Source organism: Pseudooceanicola sp. NS-SX8 (assembly GCF_057380755.1).
Window position 1 is genome coordinate 1441479 of the sequence record NZ_CM170819.1, and the last position, 23494, is coordinate 1464972.

The following is a 23494-nucleotide window of genomic DNA, read 5'->3' on the forward strand; positions in this document are numbered from 1 at the left end:
TGGATCTCCTTTCCGGCAGAAGATCCCGGGGGCATGGCAGTTCGAAGGGCATTTATTGGCGGATCGCGCAGGTCACGTTATCAATATGGCAGTTGGAATGATCGGATTGGCATATGGATGCAGTGGATCGGGAGCTGATCACCCTGTTGCGCCACGACGGGCGGCGCACGGTGTCGGAACTGGCGGGCCACCTGGGCGTGTCGCGTGCCACGGTGCGCAGCCGGTTGGAGCGGCTGGAGGCCCGGGGGGAGATCCTGGGCTATACCGTCATCCTGCGGTCGGACGCGGTGGATCTGCCGGTGCGCGGGCTGATGATGGTCAAGGTCGAGGGACGCTGGGCGGAGCGGGTGGTGGCCCGCCTGTCGGCCCTGCCGGAGGTGTCGGAGGTACATACGACCAACGGTCAGTGGGATCTGATCGCCAGCCTGGGTGCCCAGACCCTGACCGATTTCGACGAGGTGCTGCGCCGGATCCGCGACATCCCCGGGATCCTGGGATCCGAGACGAACCTTCTGCTGGCCACCCGGCGCAGCACCCGGGCACGGCTGGACGGCTGAGGCCCGGGGCAGGCCGGCCGCTGTCTGCAGCCTTTCAGTGTGCGGGCGGCGGGCGGGGCGCTGCTGCCTGCGGCCTTGTTCCCGTTCGGGCCATGGGATAAACCCCGGTTTCAGATTTCCCAGAAGGATCGCTCCATGCGCGCCGAGACCCAGAACACCATTGCCGAGATCGAGAAGTCCCTGGAGCTGCTGCGCCAGCGGATGGACTGGGAGACGGCCGGTCACCGGTTGGAGGAATTCAACGCCCGGGTCGAGGATCCGAACCTGTGGGACGATCCGGCCAAGGCCCAGGCGCTTATGAAGGAACGTCAGGCGCTGGTGGATGCCATGGCGACGCATGATGCCCTCAAGCAGGAGCTGTCGGACAATATCGAGCTGATCGAGCTGGGCGAGATGGAAGAGGATGACGAGGTCGTCGCCGAGGCCGAGGAGGCCATCAAGGCCCTGGGCGAGAAGGCCGCCGAGAAGGAGCTGGAAGCGCTTCTGGACGGCGAGGCGGACAGCAACGACACCTTCCTTGAAATCAACGCCGGCGCCGGCGGCACCGAGGCCTGCGACTGGGCCTCCATGCTGCAGCGGATGTATGTCCGCTGGGCCGAGAAGCGCGGCTACAAGGTGGAACTGCAGTCCGAGGAAGCCGGTGGCGAGGCGGGCATCAAGTCCTGCGCCTACAAGATTTCCGGCCACAACGCCTATGGCTGGCTGAAGTCCGAAAGCGGCGTGCACCGGCTGGTGCGCATCAGCCCCTTCGGCAAGGGCACGCGGGAGACCTCTTTCGCGTCGGTCTGGGTCTACCCGGTGGTCGACGACAATATCGAGATCGAGGTGAACCCCGCCGACATCCGCATCGACACCTACCGGTCGTCGGGCGCGGGCGGTCAGCACGTGAACACCACCGACTCCGCCGTGCGGATCACCCACCACCCCACGGGGATCGTGGTGACCAGTTCCGAGAAGTCGCAGCACCAGAACCGCGACATCGCCATGAAGGCCCTGAAGTCGCGGCTCTACCAGATGGAGCTGGACAAGCGGAACGCGGCCATCAACGAGGCGCATGAAAACAAGGGCAGCGCCGGCTGGGGCAACCAGATCCGCAGCTACGTGCTGCAGCCCTACCAGATGGTGAAGGACCTGCGGACCCAGCACGAGACCTCCGACACCTCGGGCGTGCTGGATGGGGACCTGGACGGCTTCATGGCCGCCACCCTGGCCCAGCAGGTCGCCGGCAAGAGCCGCGCCGACGCCGCCCAGGAGTAACGGCCCCGGACTTGGTACTGTTCTGGTCCCAGTCTGGTCTAAGTCTGGTCTCGGGCGCGGCCTGCCTGCCGGGCCATGCTGACCGGCCTGGCTGCCTGGCCCATCCCTGATCCACGCCTGTTAACGGGGCCCCGGTCCTGGATGCGCCCGCCCTTTCGGCGGGCGTCTTGCTTTGCCGGTTGCGAATCTCAACCATGGCTGTGCGGGGCATCTGGCGCCAAAGGCAAGATGCCGTCGGGTAAAGCGCCTTTTAATTCGCTGGGCGCCGTCAATTACAAAACTACGTGTTCCGATGGAATGGGGGGATTTGACCTGTTTCCAATTCACAATTCAGTGCCTGGCGCGGGATTTGCGCCGCGCGCATAACGGAAATGCGGTAAAATGCAGCTGTATACACCTACATTTCATTTGCTTTCGTAGCGTCGGAAAGGCAGAAGCGGGCCACACTAAAAATGTTTGTGTTCAAATAATCTGGTGCTGGTAGGCGCGCTTCGGACCCGGTGTTTTCCGGGGGTGTTCCCCGGGGGGGCATCGGGGTTCGGGGCGCGTTCCCGGCGTCATATTTGTTAGTTTCCAGGAATGGATGGGCTATGAAAACCGGAATACTGATCAAGGGACATTTTCCCCAGCACAACCGCACCGACTGGACCCGGTCCTTCCCGAAGGGCAGCGTGCGCGGCCGTCGCTGGATGCTGGAAGTGCTGGATGATCTGCGCGACTACGCCGATTGCCACGACCTGCCGGAAGCCGAGGCGCTGCTGGAGGAGACGCGCGGCCGGCTGACCCGGATCCTGGAAGGCGAATAGGCCGGATCCCCCGAAATCCTTTACCCCCGAACCCCTTCATCCGGGGCGCGGCGCCATGCGGCATCGGGCGCCTGATTGATCCCGGCGATGGGTAAAGGATGGGCCCCAAAGACCGGCCCAAAGAATGGTGCCGCATTGCCCTGAGTGCGAGCCTCGCACCGGGCCATTCCACCCCGTGGCTTTCCCCGGCATTCCGTCCCTGCCGGTGGCGATGATCCCCCAAAGGCCAATCCCAAACTGCAGCCCCGGTGCGCGACAGTTGAGGCCCTGCAACAGGGCGCGCCGCCGTTGGCCGGCGATCCGGCCCCCCATGGCCCCGGAACCTCCCACCCTGGCGCATCGCTGGCCCGCCCCAATTCGTTTCCCAATCTGTCCCCTAATCTGGCCCCCAATCAGGTCTGGCATCAGGACGCTTGATCGCGGCGCCCCTGCGGGGGCATCCTGACGGCAGAGCCGTGCGGGCGGCAGGGGAGAGGAGCCCCGCGCCCCCCGCGAGAGACACCGGAGGGAGGAGACCGGGATGGAGGAGGTACTGCAGGGGGCCCCGCGCGCGGGCGTGCCCCCGATGAAAACCGTGACGCTGCCGATGCTGCGGCAGGCGGCGGGGCGCGGCTGGGCCGATCTGCGCCGGGCGCCGCTTTGGGGGCTGTTCTTCGCCTCGGTCTATGTCGCCATCGGCTGGGCCCTGGCGGCGGTGACCTGGGCCTCGGGGCAGAGCTACTGGCTGATCTTCGCGGCGCTGAGCTTCCCGCTGGCCGGGCCCTTCGCGGCGGTCGGGCTCTACGAGGTGTCGCGCCGGCTGGAACGGGGGCAGCCGCTGGACCGGCGGGCGATCCTGACGGTGGTCCTGCGCCAGTCGCGGCGCCAGCTGCCTTCGCTCTGCGCGATCATCATCTTCCTGCTGCTGTTCTGGTTCTTCCTGGGCCACATGATCTTTGCCCTCTTCCTGGGGCTGTCGGTGATGACCAATGTCAGCACCTCGGCAGAGGTCTTCCTGACGGCGGAGGGGCTGTCGATGCTGGCCTTCGGCGGGGCCGTGGGGGCGGGGTTCGCGCTGCTGCTCTACATGATCACGGTGATCTCCCTGCCGCTCTTGCTGGACCGGGAGGTCGATTTCGTCACCGCCATGATCACCAGCTTCGGCGTGGTGACGGCCAGCCCGGGGCCGATGCTGGCCTGGGGCCTGGCCATCGCCGCGCTGACCTTCCTGGCGCTGATCCCGGGGTTCCTGGGCCTGTTCGTGGTACTGCCCTGGCTGGGCCATGCCACGTGGCACCTGTACGATCTGGCAGCCGGGGAAGGCTGAGGGCCAAGACGCCCAAAGGACCTTCCGCACGCCAGGAGCGCAGAAGGCCCCCCGCCTGGTGCCGGACGTTCGGGATAAGCGCCTGCAGCCTCTCCCTTACGGGCGCGGCCCGTTCCGGAGGCACCCCGCCCCTCCCATTTTTTGGCCAAAAATATCCTGGGGGGAGTCTCCGGAACGGAGACGGGGGGCAAAGCCCCCCCGCCCCGGCAGCCGGATGTACGCCGTTCAAGCCAGATGCACAAAGCCCCAGCCAGGCGCCCCCGACCACACCAGACGTGCCCTCAGTAGTCCTTTTCGAAGAACAGCCCCAGCCCGGTATCGCCGGTGGTATCCACCGACCCCTTGGCGCGGATGTTGTCCGTCAGGTCGAGGTTGATCGACAGGCTGGTATCGCCCGCCGCCGTCACCTCGGTTTCGGTATAGAGGTTCTCGTTGATGTACTTGCCCGCCGTGAGGGAGGCCTCACCATCGGCATCCGTGGCCACGTCGAGGTTGTCGAGGCCGGTCTTCTCGCGCAGCGAGCCCAGCACGCCACCGCCGCCCTTGCCGGTCAGCGTGGCCACCGCCGCCGCCAGCTGGGCGGCCTGGATGGCCGAAAGCTCCGACAGGGGCTTGTCGAAGAACAGGCGCGAGAGGATCTCGTCCTCGGGCAGGCCCGGGCTGGAGGAGAAGCTGATCTCGGGTTCGGAGGCGGTGCCGTCGATGCCGATCTCGTAGGTGTAGCTGCCCGACTGGGAGGCGGCGACGAAGTGCAGGATCGGTTCGAAGCCGCCGGCGAGGCGCAGCTCGCCCTCCGACAGGTCGAGCCGCTTGGTCAGGATGGCGAGGCGGCCGCGCACCAGCTCGAACTGGCCCACCGGGCGCGGGTCGGAGGTGGTGCCGCCCACCGTCAGGTCGCCGCGCAGTTCCGCATCGAGGCCACGGCCCCGGATGAAGACCGACTCGTCGGTGACGATGCGCAGGTCGAGCCCCAGCCCGCCCGCGCTGCCGCCGCTGCCGGAGGAGACGACGCTGCTGCCGCTGTCGGAACCGGTCAGCCCGGCGCGGGCGCGGGTGGTGTAGCTGGCCGCGGGTTCGTTCAGGTGGGTCATCTCGGGGATGGCTTCCTGCCCGCCGAAGCCGCCGGAGGGCACGCGCACCTCGGTGTCGGTCATGCCGATCCGGCCGGAGATCGCGCCGCCGCCGGTCAGCGGGCCGGAGACATCCAGCGCGCCGTTGAGCGTGGTGGTCAGCAGGCCCGACTGGGTGATGATCACGTTGTCGATCGCCACGTCGAGGCCCGCCGTGTAGGGCGCTTCCAGCCCGAGCGGGCCGGAGATGCGGATCTGGCCGCCTTCGGAGGGGCTGGCCTGCAGGTTCAGCTGCGCCCGCCCGCCGGAGAGTTGCACGGTGCCGCCGATGCCCTCGATCACCTGCGAATAGCTGGGCGCGATCAGCCGCCCGCCGGAGAGCGAGACCTGGCCCGAGACAGACGAAAGCGCGGGCTGGCCGTCGACCGAGAGGTCGAAGCGGGCGAGGCCCGAGACGGAGCGTGGCGCGAGGAAGGGATTGGCCAGTCCCAGCGGGGCGGAGCCCTGCAGCGAGAGCTGCATCGTGCCGTCGGGTTTCGCCACGAGGCCCGAGACCGTCGCGTCAGACCCCGCAGGCCCGGAGGCCTGGGCCGAGACCTGCAGCGCGCCGTCGGCGCCGGGGCTGACATTGCCGGTGACCTGGAGCGGACCGTTGAAGCCTTCGGCCAGCCGCGCCACGTTGTCGAGCCCGGCGGAGAAGTCCATGGTGATGGCCGATCCGTCCACCGTGCCGGAGGCGGAGGCGTCGAGCGCGGTGGAGGCGACCTGTGCGGCTTCCACCGTGATCAGGCCCGAGGAGGCCATGGTGACCAGCGCCGAAAGCGTGGTGTCGCCCGCGAAGAGCGCATCGAGCTGGGCATTGCCGATGCCGATATCGGTGCCCTTGCCATCGGCCGCGATGCGGTAGCCGCCGTTTTCGCCGGTGACCTTCGCCGTCAGGGCCAGCGGCCCGGCGGAGGCGCCCAGCGGTGCGGCGGAGTTGGGCAGCGAGAGCGCCAGGTCAAGCGCCGTGGCATCGCCGTCCACGGTGCCGGAGGCGTTCACGTCCAGGCCCGCGGCATCCACCACGGCCTTGCTGACGGTGATCTTCGACCCTTCCAGTGTCACGTCGGCGTCGATGGCGGTGGGCCCGTCGAGCAGGGCGTCGACCGCCTCGATCCCGGTGCCGATCTCATCGCCGCCGCCCGAGAGCGTGGCGCGGATCGCATCGCCCGCGCTGGTCACCTGGCCGGTGAGGGAGAGCGGGCCCGCGCTGCCGCCGGTGAAGGTGGCGGAATTGGCAAGCCAGGCGGAAAGGTCGATCGCCATATCGCTGTCCGTGCCCTTCAGCGGGCCGGAGGCCGAGAGGCGCAGCGCGTCGTTGGAGATATCGGCGCGGTCGATGCGGATCGCGCCCTCCTTGGGCAGGGTCACAAGCGCGTCGAGGTCGATGCCGGAGGCCAGCAGCCCGTCCAACGCATCGACGCCAAGCGCCAGCCGGTCGCCGCCGCCCTTGGCGGTGACGGTCATCGCCTCTGCCGTCTGGGTGATGGCGCCGGAGATATCCAGCGGCGCGGGATCGCCCGCAGCCCCGGTCAGCAGGTTGGCATCCGAGAGCGCAAGGTCATAGGTGATCTTGCCGTCGTCGGAGCCCAGCCGCCCGCCGCCCGTCAGCTTCATCTGGTCGGTGCCGAGGGCGAGCGTGTTGAGCGTGATGCCGGTTTCGTCCCGCGTCACGTCAAGGTCGAGTTTCGCGGGCGTTGCCAGCAGGGCATCGGCCTGGGCGATGCCGGTCTTCAGGTTCTGGCCCGTGCCGGTGGCGGTGATCTGGCCGGTGCCTGCGGGCAGCTGCATGTCGGCCTTCACCGACAGCTCCGCCTGGCCAGCGAGGTCGAGGCCGGAGAGGGAGGAGAAGGCGGCGAGATCGGCCACGGAGGCCGCCGCTTCGAGCGTGAAGGCGGCCTGGCTGGTCTCTTCCTGGTCCTCGCCTTCGCCTTCGGTGGTGGTTTCCAGCCCGCCGTAGCGCGCGGCGCCCGTCAGGGTCAGGGCGGGGCCGGAAAGTTCCAGGTTCTCTATGGCGATGGGGCCGGTGCCGAAGGTGACATCGGCGCTGCCGGTCAGGGTCTGGCCCAGGGCCTGGGCCACCGCCGGGTCATCGGCCGACAGGCCGGTGGCGGCCAGCGCCAGGGTCAGCTTGCTTTCGCCGCTGTCCTTCAGCGGGCCGGTCACGTCGAGCGTCAGCCCATCGGCGCCGAAGCCGGGCATCACGGCGGAAAGTGCCTCCAGATGCGCAGTGACGTCGTCGGATTTCGAGCGGTCGAAGGAGGCGCTGATCTGCCCCGAGGCCAGCGAGAGCCCGTCGCCGAAGGGCAGGTCGAGCCGGTCTGCGCCGGTGGGGGAGGCCAAGAGGCCCTTCAGGTCGAAGCTTTGCGGGCTGCCGCCGCCATCCAGCGCCACGCGCCCTTCGAGGTTGACCGAAGCGGAGCTGAGCCGGAAGAGCTGCAGGTCGAGCGCGCCATCGTTGCCATAGGTGCCGGTGGCGGTCAGGCCGATGTCCTCTCCCAGGAAGTCGCGGTAATCGGGCGCCATGAGCGCGGTCAGGTCGCCGCCCAGATCGGCGGTGAATTCGCGCCCGCCGTCGTCGCGCCCGCGGATCGACACATCGCCTGCCAGGCGCTGCTCCCCATCGGTGTCGAGCTTCAGCGTGGCGTCATAGGCATCCAGCGGGCCGGTGCCCGCGATGGCCAGATCGACAGAGGGCGTGCCGGGCAGCCCCATGAGGGAGGAGACAAGCCCGCCCTGCGCTTCCTGCGCGGTGATGTTCAGGCCGAGGTTGTCGGTTTCCGGGTCGAAGCTGGCCTGCAGGGCGATCTTGCCGGGCTGGTCCAGCCGTTCGATCGCCAGGTCGGTGTCCAGCGCGCCGGAGGCGAGAGAGGCCTTGCCGTCGAGGGAGAGGGTCGCCGCCTGGCCCACCACCGCTTCGCCCAGGTCGAAGGAGCCGATCTTCAGCGCGCCGATCTGCACTGCCACGGGCAGGTCGGGGATGGAAGGGATGGAGACGCCGGAGGCCTCGGGCGTGGGGGCTTCGTCCTCGCCCTCGGGCAGGCGGGTCAGGGTGATGCTTTCGGCCGACAGTTCGTTCACGTCCAGCCGGCCGCGCAGCAGGGCGCCGCGGTTCCAGTCGAGCACGGCATTGTCCATTTCCAGCCAGACGCCGTTTTCGTCGGAGATGGTCAGCCGGGCCATGGTGGCCTTGGACGACAGCGCCCCTTCGAAGCCGGAGATATCGACGCTCATCCCGTCAGAGGAGAGGGCGTTTTCGATCGTGCGGGTCAGGAAGCCTTCGCCATCGTCATCCGAGGAGGAGGATTGCTGTGCGAAGGCCGGGGTGAGGGCGATGCAGGCGCAGGAGGCCAGCAGGAGGGAGCGGGAAGTACGCATCAGAAGCTCTGTCCAATTCCGACGTAGACGGAGACGGAATCCACCGACCCGGTGACCGGCACGGCGATATCCGCCCGGATCGGTCCGATGGAGGTGAAGTAGCGCACGCCGAGGCCGGCGCCGCCCTGCCATTCGCCGCCCGCGAAATCGGGATCGGCGGAGACATAGCCGTAGTCGAGGAAGGCGGCCGCGCCCCAGGTGTCGGTGATATGCGCCCGCAGTTCGGTGGAGATCGTGGCGAAGCCGCGCCCGCCGGTGGCATCGTCGCCGGTGCCCACGCCAAGGGACTGGTAGCCCTGGCCGCGTACCGTGTCGCCGCCACCGGACCAGAACAGCCAGTCGGCGGGGGTTTCACTGATCTCCGGCCCGTAGATCGCGCCCAGCTGCACCCGGGTGGCGATGACGAAGCGGTCATCGGCAAAGCCCTTGTAGCCGCGCAGGTCTGCGGTGCCCATCACGCCGCTTTCGGTGTCGCCCAGGCCCAGGAAGGGCATGGCGGTCACGTCGGCATAGAAGCCGTCGGCCGGGTCCACCGTGTCATCGCGGTTGTCCCAGGTCAGCCCGCCGGTGAAGAGCATGTGGGTGAAGTCGCGGGTGCCGTCGCTGTCCTCGGTCTGCGACACGCGGAAGCCGATCTCGTAATTGGCCGAGAGGGTCTCGGTCAGGTAGCGGTCCACGCCGACGGTCGCCTCTCCGTAGGTGGAGATGTACTTCGGCTCATCCTCGCGGGCGAGGTCGATGCCGAAGATCAGGCTGCGGTCGGGGTTGAGGAAGGCGGGGTAGGTGTAGGTCGTGCCCAGCTCGTAGTCGATGCCGCCGGTGCCGCCGCCGATGCCCGCCACCTCTGCGTCGAAGCGCAGGCGGTCGGCGGCGCCGGTCAGGTTGCGGTGGATCCAGTAGCCCGACAGGGTCAGCCCGTCGGTCGAGGAGATCTCGGCCCCGATGCCAAGGCGGTGGGGCTTGGCGTCCTCCACCTCGATCGTGGTGGGCAGGGTGTCGTTCGGCCCGGTGGTTTCGGATTCCGTCACCACGCCGGAGGCAAAGGCCCCGGCGGTGCGCAGGCGCGTTTCGGCGCGGGAGATTTCGGCGGGCGAATAGGTCTCGCCCTCCGGGATGCCGGCGATGGCGCGGATCCGGCGGGGGCGCACGCTGCTGTTCTGCGAGGTTTCCGACAGGGACACCGTGCCGAAGGTCAGCTTTGGCCCGGGGGTGATGCCGAAGGTGGCATCGACCACCTGGGTGGCGTGGTCCGCGGTGATCTTCTGGCTGCTGATGGCGGCCTTGGCATGGCCTTCGTCGCGCCAGGCGTCCCGCCCGGCCTGGGCGGCCTGGCGCATGACGGCCGTGCCGGCGGTCTGCCCGGTGGCAAAGCCTTCGGGCAGGATGGCATCGGCGGGCAGGGGGCTGACCTCGGTGGTGCCGAAGGTGAAGCGGGGGCCGGGTTCGACGCTGATCTCGATGCGGCCGACCTCGGTATCGGGGCGCAGCACCGAAACGCCGGAGGCTTCCTTACCGTCGATCCGGATGGAGACGGCGCCGGAGAAATAGCCCTTTTCGTAAAGCGCGGCGAGCAGGCGGCGGTAGTCGGCCTGGGCCGCCGCGATCAGTTCCTGCGGGTCGGTGGTGCCTTCGGACTGGGCGGAGACCGAAAGCGAGGCCGCCTTCATCTGCTTGGCCAGGTCGCTGTCGCCGCCGGCGGTCACCGTGACCTCTGCCGCGCGGGCAGGCAGGGACAGCGAAAGCGACAGGGGCAGGGACAGCGGAAGCGCGATGGAGAAGGAGGCGAGACCGGCCACCAGCAGGCGCGGGGCGGTCCGTCGGATCTCGGTGGCGTCAGAGGAGGCGGGAGGGCGAGGCATCATCTGGGCGCTGGGCCTTTCGTGGCAGCCGGCACGGGGCCGGTGGAACTTCTGGACGAAACCCGAAGCCCGGGCCGCGGACCGGCCGACCGGCTGCGGGGAACGGCCGGAAACGGGACAGGGAGCTTCCCCCCGAAGCTAGTTCGATGCAGGGGGAAAGGCCAGTGGATCCGGGGTATAAGTTGCGCTGCAGCGAAAAGCCGCGAGCGTCTGGGCCGGGGAAAGGTGATGAGGGAAGCCGGTGGCGGACGGCAGGGACCGGGGGTGGAGGTGTGGCCTGTGCAGCAGGTCGGGGCAGGGGGCCTGTGCGGGCCATTCGCCGGGCCCTTCGATGTGCCGCACTTCGAGGGCCTGTCAGCGCGTCCCGTCACGGGGCGAAGGGCCAGGGTCCCCCGCTTCCCTGATCAGGCCCCGGCCATGCCTCGGGCCATATGCCCCTTCAAAGGCCGTCGTAGACTTCGGAGATCGTGTGCCCGTCAAACCGCAGGGGGGCTGCGCCACGCACGCGCCAGACCCGTGCGGCATCGCCGCCCAGCAGGCGGCAGGCGCTGTCGGTATCGCAGACTGCCCCGCCGTAAAGCCGGTTCGCCAGGGTGATGACCCCGGTTTCATGCATGTGCCGGGTGCCCGATCCGCAGGCATCCTTCACCAGCAGGACCCGCACCCCGTGATCCACCGCATCGCGGCAGGTCGCGGCGACGCAGGCCTCTGTCCAGACGCCGCAGATGACCAGCCATTCGGGGGTCATCCGGCCCAGGTGGTCGTGGAAATCGGCCTCGGTGAAGCACGACAGGTTGTTCTTCAGCACCACCGGTTCCCCCGGCAGGGGCGCGACCTCGGGGCAGAAGGCCGTCAGCGCCGACCCGGGGGCGGAGAAGGCGGGTGCGCCGCCGGGCATCACTGGCTCGAAGGGGCGGGGCGGCACCCGGCCGAAATCGCGCAGGTAGCCCGCGTGCAGCACCGGGGCGCCGCCCCGGCGGGCGGCCTCCAGCAGGCGGGCGGCATTGGCGAGCACGCTGTCGTAGCCGGCCACCAGGTAGCGCGGATCGGCGCGGTGTTCCTGTTGCATGTCGATCGGCAGCAGGCAGCAGCGGGCGGGATCGAGGGAGAGGATTTCGTGGGGCAGGTCGGCAGTGGTCACCGTGCGGGCTCCGGTCTGGTGGGCTCAGGCGTCTGGGATGGCGGGGCGGGTGGCAGAACGTGGTGGCGAAAGGCGCGGGGGACCCGCGGCTGATCCCGCGTCAGGATCGGGGATGGAACGGATCCCGGGGGCAGACTGGCCTGCTTCGCGCCGCGCCGCCCGCCCGGAAACGTCATGGCAGCGGCAGGAAGCGGCAGCAGGCCAGTCTGCCCCCGGGCCCTGGGGGCGATTTGCCCTCCTGGAAACTTCTGTATCCAAAACAGTCGCTTGGATGTCTCTCACCGGCGCCGGGGTGCCCGGCGGGCGGGGCTGCGTGCCGGGGGCATCCCGCGCTCTGCCGCTTCCCGGCGCGTCAACCCCTTGACCTTCGACGTCAATTCGCGCCTCCTTGCCGAAACCGCTTCGCGGGTGGGGAGGCGGCGCTGCGCCAAAGGACCAGGAAAGACCCGGGCAAACCCGGGCATGGTCGGCAGCGCCTCAGATTTGGGCAATGGCCCGGAAACTCGTCATTCCCGTGCCGTGTTGCGGTGGTCCGCCCCTCGCATCCCCCCAAGGGCTCTGCGAGGATCGGCATTCGATACCGTTTGGCGGGGCCGTCTGGTGGGCCTTCGGCTTCCCCGGTCCGCACGCCGGTCACGGGAAGCGGGCCTGCGGGACCGGTTCGACGGCAGGGCCCGCCCGCCGGGCCGGAACAGAAGGGGCGAGGCAATCGCGCCGGCCACCCGACCCGCAGGGGAGGGGGCAGAACAGGGACGAGAGGGCTGAGGATAACGATGACCGACAATCGGTTCTTTAACGAGATGGAAGCTGTTGCGGGGTCGCCGCGCACGCCCTACGCGGATTATGCCGAATGGTTTTCCGGCGAAGATCCCAAGGTTCTGCTGAAGAAATCCGCCGAGGCGGAAAGCTTCTTCCGCCGCATCGGGATCACCTTCAACGTCTACGGCCAGAAGGAGGCGACGGAACGCCTGATCCCCTTCGACATCGTGCCGCGGATCATCGCCGCCAAGGAATGGCGCCAGCTTGAAAAGGGGATCGAGCAGCGGGTGCGCGCGCTCAACGCCTTCCTGGCCGACATCTATGGCCGGCAGGAGATCATCAAGTCCGGCCGCCTGCCGGAGCATATCATCAGCCAGAACGACGCCTTCCTGCCGCAGATGGTGGGCATGGTGCCCCCGGGCGGCGTCTACACCCATATCGTCGGCACCGACCTGGTGCGCACGGGCGAAAACCAGTTCTACGTGCTGGAAGACAATGCGCGCACGCCCTCCGGCGTCTCCTACATGCTGGAGAACCGCGAGACGATGCTGAACATGTTCCCGGAGCTCTTCACCAAGATGAAGGTGCGCCCGGTGTCCTCCTACCCGGCAGAGCTGCGCCGCTCCCTGTCGGAATGCGCGCCGCCCAACTTCGACGGGGTGAAGCCGCGGGTGGCGGTGCTGACGCCGGGCATCCACAACTCCGCCTATTTCGAGCACAGCTTCCTGGCCGACCAGATGGGTGCCGAGCTGGTGGAAAGTTCGGACCTGCGGGTGGTCGACGGCAAGGTGCAGATGCGCACCACCGAAGGGTACAAGCCCATCGACGTGATCTATCGCCGGGTCGACGACGACTTCCTGGATCCGCTGAACTTCAACCCCGACAGCATGCTGGGCGTGCCGGGGATCATGGATGTCTACCGCGCGGGCAATATCACCATCGCCAATGCGCCGGGCACCGGCATCGCCGACGACAAGGCGCTGTATTCCTACATGCCCGACATCGTCGAATTCTACACCGGCGAGAAGGCGATCCTGCAGAACGTGCCGACCTGGCGCTGCTCGGAACCCGAGAGCCTGAAATACGTCCTGGACCACCTCAGCGAAGTGGTGGTGAAGGAGGTGCACGGTTCGGGCGGCTACGGCATGCTGGTGGGCCCTGCCGCGTCCAAGAAGGAACTGGCGGAGTTCGAGGCCAAGCTGCGCGCCAAGCCGGGCAATTACGTCGCCCAGCCGACGCTGGCGCTGTCGACCGTGCCGATCATGACCAAGAAGGGCCTGGCGCCGCGCCACGTGGACCTGCGGCCCTATGTGCTGTGCGCGCCGAACCGGGTGCATATCACCCCCGGCGGCCTGACGCGGGTGGCGCTGAAGGAAGGCTCGCTTGTCGTGAACTCGTCGCAGGGCGGCGGGACCAAAGATACCTGGGTTCTGGGGGACTGAGTTAGATGCTAGGACGGACTGCAGGCGGACTCTTCTGGATGTTCCGCTACCTCGAACGCAGCGAAAACACGGCGCGCCTTCTGGAAACCGGTTTCCGCATCGCGCTGACCGCGCAGGACAATGCGGCGGCGGAATGGGAAAGCATCGTGTCGACCGCCGGCGCGCGCGAAGCCTTCATGGCGAAATACGATGATTTCGACCAGGCCAATGTCATCAACTTCCTGCTGCGCGACCGCGACAATGCCTCTTCGGTGCTGTCGTGCATCGAAGCGGCCCGGTCGAACGGCCGGATGGTGCGCACCGCCCTGTCGACCGAGGTCTGGGAGGCGGTGAACGAAGCCTGGATGACCATCAAGGAAGACCTCAAGCGGCCGGTGTCGGTGAAGAACCTGGCGGAGGTGCTGACCTCGATCCGGCAGCATTCCAGCCTGGTGCGCGGGGCGCTGCACGGCACCATGCTCAGGAACGACATCTTCGATTTCTGCCGGCTGGGCACCTTCGTGGAACGGGCCGACAACACCTCCCGCATCCTGGACGTGAAATACTATGTCCTGCTGCCCTCGGCCGCCTATGTCGGCTCCTCCATGGACAACATGCAGTGGGAAACCATCCTGCGCTCCGTCTCTGCCTTCCGCAGCTATCGCTGGCTGCATGAAGGCGACGTCAGTCCGAAGACCATCGCGGACTTCCTGATCCTGGACAAGCGCATGCCGCGGTCGCTGGCCTTCTGCTATTCCAAAATCGTGGGCAACCTGAACTACCTCAACGGGCCCGACCAGCCCGAGCTGCCCTGCCTGACCCTGGCCACGCAGACCCATGCGCGGCTGTCGGGGCGCAGCATCGACACCGTCTTCGACGAGGGGCTGCACGAGTTCCTGAAGACCGCAATCTTCGACACCGGGCGTCTGGCCAGCCAGATCCAGGACGATTTCCGCTTTTACGGGTAGGATGGGGCCATGCGTCTGAAAATCTCTCATACCACCACCTATTCCTACGACCGTCCGGTCAGCTACGCCCTGCTGCAGCTGCGGGTCACCCCGCGCGATGCGGTGGGGCAGCGGGTGATCTCCTGGTCGTCGCGCCTGGAGGGGGCGACGCGCCAGGTGGCTTATAGCGACCAGTTCCTCAACGAGGTCGAAATGGTCCAGATGGACGAAGGGGCGAGCACCGTCACGATCACCTCCGAGGGGGAGATCGAGGTGGAAAACCTCAACGGCGTCATGGGGGCGGGCTCCGGCCTCGTGCCGCTCTGGCTCTACCGGCAGCAGACCCGGGCGACGACGGCCGGAACGGCGGTGAAAAAGCTTGCCGCGCAGGCGAAGGAGGCCGTGGCGGCCGACGCCCTGCAGGGGGTGCATGCGCTGACCGCGCTGATCGCGGAAAGCGTCAGCTATGCCAAGGGCACGACCCATGCCGCCACCTCGGCCGAGGAAGCGGCGGCGGCGGGGCAGGGGGTCTGCCAGGACCACGCGCAGATCCTGATTTCCGCCGCGCGGCACCTGGGCCTGCCGGCGCGCTACATCTCGGGCTACCTGCTGCTGGACGGTACGGTGGACCAGGAGGCGGCGCATGCCTGGGCAGAGGTCTGGATCGAGGGGCTGGGATGGGTCGGTTTCGACGTGTCCAACCAGATCTGCCCCGATGACCGCTACGTGCGTCTTGCCATCGGTCGCGACTATTCGGAGGCCGCGCCGGTGCATGGCCTGCGCCAGGGCGATGCCGTCGAAGAGCTTTGCGTTTCCTTGCAGGTTCAGCAATAGAGTTGCCCCGGCCCCGAATCGTTCGCGGGCATGCGATTGGAGCTTTGACGCCAGATGACCTATTGCGTTGCCATGCAACTGGATCGGGGCCTGCTGTTCATGTCGGACACGCGGACCAATTCCGGCGTCGACAATATCTCCACCTTCCAGAAGATGTTCCACTTCGAGGTGCCGGGCGAACGCTGCATCACCATGATGACGGCGGGCAACCTGGCGACCACCCAGGCGGTGGTCAGCCTGCTGCAGGAACGGTCGAAAAGCACGGATGAGCGCAATCCCGACATCCTGCACCTGCCGACGATGTTCCAGGTCGCGGGGCTGGTGGGCCAGACCCTGCGCGAGGTGATCGCGCAGCATGACGACAACGGCCAGCGGGCCAGCTCCACCTTCTCCGCCACGATCCTGCTGGGCGGGCAGATCGCGGGGGGCGAACCGCGCCTTTACCTGATCTACCCCGAAGGCAACTTCATCGAGGCCTCTGCCGACACGCCCTATTTCCAGATCGGGGAGACCAAGTACGGCCGCCCGATCCTGGTGCGCGCCTACGAGGCCGACATGTCCTTCGAAGAGGCGATGAAGCTGGTGCTGGTCAGCTTCGACAGCACGATCAAGGCGAACCTGTCGGTCGCGCTGCCGCTGGATTTCCACGCCTATGACGCCGGTGCCCTGACCCGGGGCCGGACCGGGCGCATTGGTCAGGATGACCCCTATTTCCACGAGATTTCAAACGGTTGGGGTGTCGCCCTGAAAGAGGCATTCTCGGCCCTGCCGGATTTCTCCTTCGACGCGGAGTAGGGGGCTTCCGGGGGGCTCCGGGGGGGCTCCCGGGCCCGGATGCGGATTTGGGTTCGGTTTCGCGTTGGGTACGGTTTCGCGTTGGGTACGGCGGGGTGAACCCCGCCCTACGGCGGTTCCTGCGCCGTCGCTGCTCTAGCCCGGCCCGGCCGATCGGGGCGGCCGCATCGAAAGTCAGCCTTCGACATGCCTGCCCGGGCGGCGCGTCCGGGCCTTCGTATCGCCCGTCTTTCCCGGCTGGGCCGGGCGGCTACATGGAAAGCCGCCAGCGGTTGATGGCCTGTTCAAGCGCCTGGCTGGCCCCGGCATAGTTCGGTCCGGCAAGGGCGGACCCCGCGCCGGCCCTGTCTCCGCTTTCCACCAGGCTGGCCACGGCCCCCGCCTGACGGTGGAAGGCGGCATGGGCGGCCACGACGCTGCGGTAGCCGTCGGATCTTGCGACCTCCGGATCGGACCTGAGTTTCTGCAGCCACTGCCCGAAGGCGCACTGGTTGTCCGTCGCGATGTCCTGCGCGGGCTTCGGAAGCGCGCCGGAAAGCACGGCCGTGCGCAGCTTTTCCTTCCACGCGCCGTGGGCGGCGAGGGCGTCCTTGATGTTCCGGTCGAGGGTCGTCTTGTCGATCATCGGTCGTACTCCGTTGCCTCGGATGGTGGCCGGGGGAGGGGCTGTCCTGCGCCGGGAGCCCGTGCGGCCCTCCGGCAAGCGCCGGGGGCGCTTGTGCGGGAGTGTCGCGTCATCGCCTTACGGAATGGTTGAGATGCCTGCCCGGGCGGCGCCCCCTTGGCCGAACCGGAGGGTTGGGCCAGTTTCGAGACCTGTTTCGGGACCTGTTTGGGGCCCCGGGATTGAGACCTGATCGCGGGGTCAGTTGGGTGGCGTGCGAGTCACACGTATTCACAATATTGGCAGAAGGGCCTGTATACAGCCCTCTTTGCGGGCAGAGGCCCGCGGATCTGCCCGGGAATGAGGCAGTTTCCTGCATCCGTGGCGGGAATTCATCCGAAGCTTTGCCATGAATGTAGGAAAACTCGGCTGTTCCGGCGTTGATCAACCTGCGCGCTGCGGAAGATGGCGCCGATCAAAATCTGCGATGGAGGCCAATCTGGCGGTTCGGCCCCCACCACAGCAATGAAGCAACTGCAAAAGTCGCTCGGGGAGAATTAGGGGAGGTTTCATGCGGGTCAACCGTAGCCGTACCCTTGTGCGCCCGACGCGGCGTCATGAAGGGATGAACCATCCAATGTCGCACTTTCTGAAGACGATGCTGGGCGCCACTGCCGGTACCATGCTGCTTGCCGGTGCTGCCGTGGCTCAGGACGACACGATCAAGGTGGGCGTGCTGCACTCGCTCTCCGGCACCATGGCCATTTCCGAAACCACGCTGAAGGACACCGTCCTGATGCTGGTCGACCAGCAGAACGCCAAGGGCGGGATCAATGGCAAGATGCTGGAAGCGGTCGTCGTCGACCCGGCGTCCGACTGGCCGCTGTTTGCCGAAAAGGCCCGTGAACTGCTGACCGTCTCCGACGTCGACGTCATCTTCGGCTGCTGGACCTCGGTGTCGCGCAAGTCCGTGCTGCCGGTGATCGAGGAACTGAACGGCCTGCTGTTCTACCCCGTCCAGTACGAGGGCGAGGAATCCTCCTACAACGTCTTCTACACCGGCGCCGCGCCGAACCAGCAGGCGATCCCGGCCACCGATTACTTCCTGGATGAACTGGGCGTCGAGAAATTCGCGCTGCTGGGCACCGACTACGTCTACCCCCGCACCACCAACAACATCCTGGAAAGCTACCTGAAGTCCAAGGGCATCGCCGAAGAGGACATCTTCGTCAACTACACCCCCTTCGGCCATTCCGACTGGTCCAAGATCGTGTCGGACGTCGTGGCGCTGGGCGCTGACGGCAAGAAGGTGGGCGTGATCTCCACCATCAACGGCGACGCCAACATCGGCTTCTACAAGGAACTGGCGGCCCAGGGCATCTCCGCCGACGACATCCCCGTGGTTGCCTTCTCCGTGGGTGAGGAAGAACTCTCCGGCCTCGACACCACCAACCTGGTGGGCCACCTGGCGGCCTGGAACTACTTCGAATCCGCCGATACGGCCGAGAACGAGGAGTTCATCAGCGAGTGGAAGGCCTTCGCAGGCGAAGACCGCGTGACCAACGACCCGATGGAAGCCACCTACATCGGCTTCAATATGTGGGTGAACGCGGTCGAGGAAGCGGGCACCACCGACGTCGACACCGTGATCGGTACCATGGTCGGCCAGACCTTCCCGAACCTGACCGGCGGCACCGCCGAGATGCTTCCGAACCACCACCTCTCCAAGCCCGTCCTGATCGGCGAGATCCTGGAAGATGGCCAGTTCGACATCATCTCCGAAACCGATCCCGTCCCCGGCGACGCCTGGACGGACTACCTGCCGGAATCGGCCGTGCTGAAGTCCGACTGGCCGGGTCTCGACTGCGGCATGTACAACACCGAGACCGAGACCTGCGTGCAGAAGCAGTCCAACTACTGATCGGCTGACCTCGTGACCGATCTGCCCGGGCGCCGCTCCTGCGCCCGGGCACCGACGGGCGGGACGGCATCGCCTCCTCCCTGGCGCCGCCCCGCCCGCCTCATCCTATTCCCTGCTGCCGTTCCCATGCCGGCAAGCCAGTCCCGAAGGACCGTCCGGCAGGCCAGTCCGGCAGGACACTCCATGCAGGCCCGTCCAAGTAGGATCGCAATGCTAAAACGCCTTCTCCCGGCCCTCGCGGTGGTGCTTTCGTGCCTGCTGCAGGTGCCAGCCGCCTCCGCCCAGGACGCGACCGACAGCATCCAGCCGCTTTTGCAAAGCCAGGCGGAGCTGATCCTCAAGAGCTCCCGTCGTACCATCGAACCGGCGATCGAGGCGATCGCCACCTCCGGCCATCCCAAGGCGCCCTTCGTTCTGGAAACCTGGGCCGCCCGCGACATGTGGATGCGCGAGGAAGACGGGCTGTTCTTCCGCGGCGTGCGCAACGAGGATCGCACCTACACCCTGTTCGATTTCGACACCGGAGAAGAGGTCGGCACCTACGACAGCAAGGCGCTGGACCAGCAAAAGCCCAACTCCGGCATCCAGGCCCTGATCGGCGCCGCCCTGGTGCGGTTCCAGCTGAACGATCCCGATCCGGCGGTGCGGGCCGGCGCGCTGGACAATATCGACCGCAACGGGGAGGCCAGCCACCTGGCCCCGCTCGCCGCCTCGATCGAGGGGGAGCCCGATCCGGATCTGAAGGCGCGCAAGGAACAGTTGCTGACCCTGCTGACCATCCGCTTCAGCCAGGACGAGGCCGCCCGGATCGCTGCCATCGAAAGCGTGGCGGGCAATCTGGACGTGGCCGTGCGCGCCGCGCTGAACCCGCTGGTGGCGACGACCCGTTCCGTGGCAAAGACCCTGCCCGAAGGCCGCAATATCGCGGCCGAACTGCGCCCGGGCAGCGATGCCCTGCCGCGCGACGAAGCCTACGCCATGCTGGTCGCCGCCGACATGGCGCCGCCGCTGCTGACCTCGGCGGACCTGCGCAACCTGTTGGCGGAGCATATAGAGGACGGCGCCGTCGGCGGCGTGCCCCTGGCCGATCTGGCGGAACCGGCGGCGCGGGAACGGGCCTTCGACGCCCTTGTCGCGGCCGGGCTGACCGAACCCGCCGCGACCGAGGCCGATATCGACGCCGCCCTGGCCGCCCATGTCTTCTTCGACACCTATGCCGAACCCGATCCGAAGATCACCGATGCGGCCAATGCCGCGCTGGGCTCCATTTCGCGCATGGTGGCGCTGAACCAGGTGCTGGACCTGGCGCTGGATGCGCTCTCCCTCGGCTCGATCTACTTCCTTGCGGCCATCGGCCTGGCCATCACCTTTGGCGTGATGGGGGTCATCAACATGGCCCATGGCGAATTCATCATGATGGGCGCCTACACGGGCTACGTCCTGCAGCAGGTGATCCCCGACTACACGGTGTCGATCCTTCTGGCGATCCCCTGCGCCTTCGCCGTCACCTTCGCCGCCGGCGTGGCGATGGAACGGCTGGTGATCCGCTGGCTCTACTCCCGCCCGCTGGAAACCCTGCTGGCGACCTTCGGCGTTTCCATCGCGCTGCAGCAGCTGGCCAAGAACATCTTCGGCACCCAGGCGCGGCCGCTGACATCGCCCGACTGGCTGAACGGATCCTGGATCCTGAACGACATCGTCGGCATCAGCTACATCCGCATCGCGATCTTCGTGCTGGCGCTGATCTTCCTCGGCCTGTTCCTCTTCATGATGAAGAAGACCCGGCTGGGGCTGGAAACCCGCGCGGTGACCCAGAACCCCAGGATGGCGGCCTCCATGGGGATCAACCCCGACCGGGTGAACATGCTGACCTTCGGCCTGGGTTCCGGCATTGCCGGGATCGCGGGCGTGGCCATCGGCCTTTATGCGCAGGTCACGTCGGAGCTGGGCCAGCAATACATCGTGCAGAGCTTCATGACCGTCGTCGTCGGCGGCGTCGGCAATATCTGGGGCACCCTTCTGGGCGCCACCATGATCGGCTTCCTGCAGAAGGGGATCGAATGGTTCAACCCGTCCAACACCCTGGCGGCGCAGACCTACATGATCGTCTTCATCATCATCTTCATCCAGTTCCGCCCCCGCGGCATCATCGCCCTCAAGGGCCGCGCAGCCGGAGATTGAGCCCCATGTACGACCCGATGTTCCACAACCTCCGCCCCGCCAACCTGGATCGCCCGCCGCTGCCCGTCGTCGACGGCGGCCGCGGCGACGAAGCCCCGGGGGAGGAGTGACCGATGAGCAAACCCAGTGACACCTGCAGCCGCAGCAGCGGCACCGGCAGAACCCGGACCCATTCGAAGACCCGACTGAACGACCAGATCAGAAGGATCACCCATGCTCATTTCCCTCTCGACCTGCCTCCGGCGGTGCTTCCGTGCCGCCTTTGTGCTGACCCTGCTGGCGGCATCGCCCGCGCGGGCGGATGTCTTCATGTTCGAAACCCCTTCGGGCAACATCGAATGCTCGGTCGGGCAGGGGCAGGGCGGCGCGGACATCATCTGCAAGATCGTCTCCTTCTCCGCCCCGCCGCCGCGGCCCCGGCCCGCCACCTGCGCGGCCAGCTGGGGGCACAGCTACGCGATGACCGACCGCGGGCCGGTGCAGATGGATTGCACGGCGCCACCGCGCAACATCGAGATCTGGGAAAAGGCCCCCTACGGCGTGACCGGCAGCTGGTCCGGCATCACCTGCACCTCTCAGACGACGGGCCTGCAATGCAGCAATGCGGACGGCCACGGCTTCCTGCTGTCGCGCCGCGTCCTGCAGGTCTGGTGACCCGGGCCCCGCAGCGCGACCGGGGCCTCGATTGGGGGATCCCCGCATGAGACAGAGCTTCCTCGCCCGCAATCCCTCCATCCTGATCTTCCTGGCCTGCCTGGCGGTCTTCACCCTGGCGGTCACGCTGATGAGCCACGCCATGGGCACCGGGCTGATCTCCACCTCCTTCGTCAAGACGCTGGGCAAGACGCTCTGCCTCTGCCTCGTGGCCATCGCGATGGATCTCGTCTGGGGCTACTGCGGTATCCTCAGCCTCGGCCATTTCGCCTTCTTCGGGCTGGGCGGCTACATGATCGGCATGTGGCTGATGTACGCCCGGACGGAGATCATCGTGGCCGACAGCCTGGCCAACGCGGCGATCCCGCCGACCCCGGACGAGGTGCGCGATGCCATCGGCACGCAGATCTTCGGCGTCGTCGGTTCGTCGGATTTCCCGGCGATCTGGGCCTTCGCCTCCTCCCTGCCGGCGCAGCTGGCGCTGGTGGTGCTGGTGCCCGGCGTGCTGGCGCTGGTCTTCGGCTGGCTCGCCTTCCGCTCCCGCGTGACAGGCGTCTACCTGTCGATCCTGACCCAGGCGATGACGCTGGCGCTCTCTCTCTACCTCTTCCAGAACGAAAGCGGGCTGCGCGGCAACAACGGGCTGTCGGGCCTGCAGAACCTGCCGGGCGTCACCGCCAGCCAGGACTGGGTGTCGCTGTGGTTCCTCTGGGCCTCGGCCGTCGCGCTGGCCCTGGGCTATGTCCTCTGCGCCTGGGTGGTCTCGGGCAAGTTCGGCTCGGTGGTGCGCGGCATCCGCGATGACGAGGCGCGGGTGCGCTTCCTGGGCTACTCGGTCGAAGGCTACAAGCTCTTCATCTTCACCTTCACGGCGATCATCGCGGCCATCGCGGGCGCGCTCTACTACCCGCAGGCGGGCATCATCAACCCGGGCGAAGTGGCCCCCATCGCTTCGATCTACCTGGCGGTCTGGGTCGCCATCGGCGGGCGCGGGCGGCTCTACGGCGCGGTGATCGGCGCCGCCGTCGTCTCCGTCATCTCCACCTGGTTCACCGGCGGGCTGGTGCCCTCGGTCCCGCTGGGCTTCTACACCGTCGACTGGGTCGACTGGTGGCTGGTGCTGCTGGGCCTGTCGTTCGTGCTGGTCACGCTCTTCGCGCCCAAGGGCATCGGCGGCCTGTTCGACCTGCTGGCCCGGCGCGGTGAAAAGGAGGCGGGGCAATGAGCGCACTCCTTGAAGTTTCCGGCATCTCCGTCACCTTCGACGGCTACAAGGCCATCCGCAACCTCAGCTTCGAGATCGGCGAATGCGAGTTGCGCGCCATCATCGGGCCGAACGGGGCGGGCAAGACCACCTTCATGGACATCGTCACCGGCAAGACCAGGCCGGACGAGGGCAAGGTGCTCTGGGGCGAGCTGTCCCGCAACCTGCTGAAAATGAAGGAATCCAGGATCGCCCAGGCGGGCCTGGGCCGCAAGTTCCAGCGCCCCACGGTGTTCGAGGACCAGTCGGTGTTCGACAACCTGCTGATGGCGCTGAAAAACCCGCGCGGCGCCTTCGCCTGCCTGTTCTACCGCCCCACGAAGGCCGACCGCGACCGCGTCGCAGAACTGGCGGAGGAAGTGGGGCTCGCTCACCAGCTGCAACGCACCTCCGGAGAGCTGTCCCACGGCCAGAAGCAATGGCTGGAGATCGGCATGCTGCTGGCGCAGGAACCACGCCTGATGCTGGTCGATGAACCGGCGGCGGGGATGACGCTGGCCGAACGCGAACATACCACCGACCTGCTGGTCAACCTGGCCAAGACCCGCGCCGTGGTGGTGGTGGAACATGACATGGAATTCGTCCGGCGCCTGAATTGCAAGGTGACGGTGCTGCACGAAGGTTCGGTGCTGGCCGAAGGCTCGCTCGATCATGTCACCGCCGACCCTCGGGTCATCGAAGTCTACCTGGGGCGCTGA

General features: G+C 67.3%; 17 protein-coding genes. 13 read left to right on the forward strand and 4 right to left on the reverse strand.

Translation table 11 applies throughout. The annotated features are described in order from the left end of the window. The first annotated feature begins 113 nt into the window (after positions 1 to 113). The 4 genes from AC2IR1_RS06625 (at position 114) to AC2IR1_RS06640 (ending at position 3926) form a co-directional block, all read left to right on the forward strand. Complete coding sequence (locus AC2IR1_RS06625) at positions 114 to 557, forward strand: Lrp/AsnC family transcriptional regulator (RefSeq protein WP_486475495.1); 444 nt, start codon at positions 114 to 116, stop codon at positions 555 to 557. Positions 558 to 692: 135 nt separating this feature from the next. Next, positions 693 to 1814 carry a peptide chain release factor 2 gene (gene prfB / locus AC2IR1_RS06630; protein ID WP_486475496.1) on the forward strand — a complete coding sequence of 374 codons (1122 nt, stop codon included), beginning with the start codon at positions 693 to 695 and terminating at the stop codon, positions 1812 to 1814. Between the two features lie 590 nt (positions 1815 to 2404). Beyond that, the gene (locus AC2IR1_RS06635; protein ID WP_486475497.1) at positions 2405 to 2620 is read left to right on the forward strand and encodes a hypothetical protein; all 216 of its coding nucleotides are present in this window, start codon (positions 2405 to 2407) and stop codon (positions 2618 to 2620) included. Positions 2621 to 3140: 520 nt separating this feature from the next. Continuing rightward, complete coding sequence (locus AC2IR1_RS06640; protein WP_486475498.1) at positions 3141 to 3926, forward strand: DUF2189 domain-containing protein; 786 nt, start codon at positions 3141 to 3143, stop codon at positions 3924 to 3926. Positions 3927 to 4207: 281 nt separating this feature from the next. On the opposite strand, the gene AC2IR1_RS06645 is transcribed toward AC2IR1_RS06640, so the two are convergent. From AC2IR1_RS06645 to AC2IR1_RS06655, 3 genes are all read right to left on the reverse strand, one after another. Beyond that, entirely contained in the window at positions 4208 to 8416 is a 4209-nt protein-coding gene (locus AC2IR1_RS06645; protein WP_486475499.1) for a translocation/assembly module TamB domain-containing protein, read from the reverse strand. Beyond that, a complete protein-coding gene (locus tag AC2IR1_RS06650) occupies positions 8416 to 10275 on the reverse strand; it encodes an autotransporter assembly complex protein TamA (protein WP_486475500.1) in 1860 nt (619 codons plus the stop codon). The genes AC2IR1_RS06645 and AC2IR1_RS06650 overlap by 1 nt, the downstream gene beginning before the upstream one ends. 439 nt (positions 10276 to 10714) lie before the next feature. Beyond that, the gene (locus AC2IR1_RS06655) at positions 10715 to 11416 is read right to left on the reverse strand and encodes an isochorismatase family protein (RefSeq protein ID WP_486475501.1); all 702 of its coding nucleotides are present in this window, start codon (positions 11414 to 11416) and stop codon (positions 10715 to 10717) included. Between the two features lie 773 nt (positions 11417 to 12189). Between AC2IR1_RS06655 and AC2IR1_RS06660 the strand changes: the two genes are divergently transcribed. The 4 genes from AC2IR1_RS06660 to AC2IR1_RS06675 are packed head-to-tail and all read left to right on the forward strand — an operon-like array spanning position 12190 to position 16172. Further along, positions 12190 to 13617: a circularly permuted type 2 ATP-grasp protein gene (locus tag AC2IR1_RS06660; protein WP_486475502.1), complete on the forward strand. Its 1428-nt coding sequence runs from the start codon at positions 12190 to 12192 to the stop codon at positions 13615 to 13617. Positions 13618 to 13622: 5 nt separating this feature from the next. Continuing rightward, positions 13623 to 14564, forward strand: coding sequence for an alpha-E domain-containing protein (locus AC2IR1_RS06665; protein WP_486475503.1), 942 nt, complete (start codon positions 13623 to 13625; stop codon positions 14562 to 14564). Positions 14565 to 14573: 9 nt separating this feature from the next. Beyond that, the gene (locus tag AC2IR1_RS06670; RefSeq protein WP_486475504.1) at positions 14574 to 15377 is read left to right on the forward strand and encodes a transglutaminase family protein; all 804 of its coding nucleotides are present in this window, start codon (positions 14574 to 14576) and stop codon (positions 15375 to 15377) included. Between the two features lie 54 nt (positions 15378 to 15431). Continuing rightward, on the forward strand, positions 15432 to 16172 hold the full coding sequence (locus AC2IR1_RS06675; RefSeq protein WP_486475505.1) for a proteasome-type protease: 741 nt from the start codon (positions 15432 to 15434) through the stop codon (positions 16170 to 16172). A gap of 250 nt (positions 16173 to 16422) precedes the next feature. Here the strand turns inward: AC2IR1_RS06675 and AC2IR1_RS06680 are convergent, their stop codons facing one another. Next, positions 16423 to 16797, reverse strand: coding sequence for a CZB domain-containing protein (locus AC2IR1_RS06680; RefSeq protein ID WP_486475506.1), 375 nt, complete (start codon positions 16795 to 16797; stop codon positions 16423 to 16425). A gap of 616 nt (positions 16798 to 17413) precedes the next feature. Here AC2IR1_RS06680 and urtA point away from each other — a divergent pair. From urtA to urtD, 5 genes are all read left to right on the forward strand, one after another. After that, a complete protein-coding gene (gene urtA / locus AC2IR1_RS06685) occupies positions 17414 to 18697 on the forward strand; it encodes an urea ABC transporter substrate-binding protein (RefSeq protein WP_486475507.1) in 1284 nt (427 codons plus the stop codon). A gap of 210 nt (positions 18698 to 18907) precedes the next feature. Continuing rightward, entirely contained in the window at positions 18908 to 20878 is a 1971-nt protein-coding gene (gene urtB / locus AC2IR1_RS06690) for an urea ABC transporter permease subunit UrtB (RefSeq protein ID WP_486475508.1), read from the forward strand. Between the two features lie 213 nt (positions 20879 to 21091). Further along, positions 21092 to 21532 carry a DUF6636 domain-containing protein gene (locus AC2IR1_RS06695; protein ID WP_486475509.1) on the forward strand — a complete coding sequence of 147 codons (441 nt, stop codon included), beginning with the start codon at positions 21092 to 21094 and terminating at the stop codon, positions 21530 to 21532. 46 nt (positions 21533 to 21578) lie between these two features. Beyond that, the gene (gene urtC / locus AC2IR1_RS06700) at positions 21579 to 22757 is read left to right on the forward strand and encodes an urea ABC transporter permease subunit UrtC (protein WP_486475510.1); all 1179 of its coding nucleotides are present in this window, start codon (positions 21579 to 21581) and stop codon (positions 22755 to 22757) included. After that, positions 22754 to 23494, forward strand: a complete 741-nt coding sequence (gene urtD, locus AC2IR1_RS06705; protein WP_486475511.1) for an urea ABC transporter ATP-binding protein UrtD — start codon at positions 22754 to 22756, stop codon at positions 23492 to 23494. The genes urtC and urtD overlap by 4 nt, the downstream gene beginning before the upstream one ends.

Excerpts from the sequence above, each read along its gene's own strand:
- AC2IR1_RS06650 (WP_486475500.1), bottom strand. The coding sequence starts at position 10,275 with ATGCCTCGCCCTCCCGCCTCCTCTGACGCCACCGAGATCCGACGGACC.
- AC2IR1_RS06665 (WP_486475503.1), top strand. The coding sequence starts at position 13,623 with ATGCTAGGACGGACTGCAGGCGGACTCTTCTGGATGTTCCGCTACCTC.
- urtC (WP_486475510.1), top strand. The coding sequence starts at position 21,579 with ATGAGACAGAGCTTCCTCGCCCGCAATCCCTCCATCCTGATCTTCCTG.
- AC2IR1_RS06635 (WP_486475497.1), top strand. The coding sequence starts at position 2,405 with ATGAAAACCGGAATACTGATCAAGGGACATTTTCCCCAGCACAACCGC.
- AC2IR1_RS06680 (WP_486475506.1), bottom strand. The coding sequence starts at position 16,797 with ATGATCGACAAGACGACCCTCGACCGGAACATCAAGGACGCCCTCGCC.
- AC2IR1_RS06670 (WP_486475504.1), top strand. The coding sequence starts at position 14,574 with ATGCGTCTGAAAATCTCTCATACCACCACCTATTCCTACGACCGTCCG.
- AC2IR1_RS06645 (WP_486475499.1), bottom strand. The coding sequence starts at position 8,416 with ATGCGTACTTCCCGCTCCCTCCTGCTGGCCTCCTGCGCCTGCATCGCC.
- AC2IR1_RS06640 (WP_486475498.1), top strand. The coding sequence starts at position 3,141 with ATGGAGGAGGTACTGCAGGGGGCCCCGCGCGCGGGCGTGCCCCCGATG.
- AC2IR1_RS06625 (WP_486475495.1), top strand. The coding sequence starts at position 114 with ATGGATGCAGTGGATCGGGAGCTGATCACCCTGTTGCGCCACGACGGG.
- AC2IR1_RS06660 (WP_486475502.1), top strand. The coding sequence starts at position 12,190 with ATGACCGACAATCGGTTCTTTAACGAGATGGAAGCTGTTGCGGGGTCG.
- urtD (WP_486475511.1), top strand. The coding sequence starts at position 22,754 with ATGAGCGCACTCCTTGAAGTTTCCGGCATCTCCGTCACCTTCGACGGC.
- AC2IR1_RS06675 (WP_486475505.1), top strand. The coding sequence starts at position 15,432 with ATGACCTATTGCGTTGCCATGCAACTGGATCGGGGCCTGCTGTTCATG.
- prfB (WP_486475496.1), top strand. The coding sequence starts at position 693 with ATGCGCGCCGAGACCCAGAACACCATTGCCGAGATCGAGAAGTCCCTG.
- urtB (WP_486475508.1), top strand. The coding sequence starts at position 18,908 with ATGCTAAAACGCCTTCTCCCGGCCCTCGCGGTGGTGCTTTCGTGCCTG.
- urtA (WP_486475507.1), top strand. The coding sequence starts at position 17,414 with ATGTCGCACTTTCTGAAGACGATGCTGGGCGCCACTGCCGGTACCATG.
- AC2IR1_RS06695 (WP_486475509.1), top strand. The coding sequence starts at position 21,092 with ATGCTCATTTCCCTCTCGACCTGCCTCCGGCGGTGCTTCCGTGCCGCC.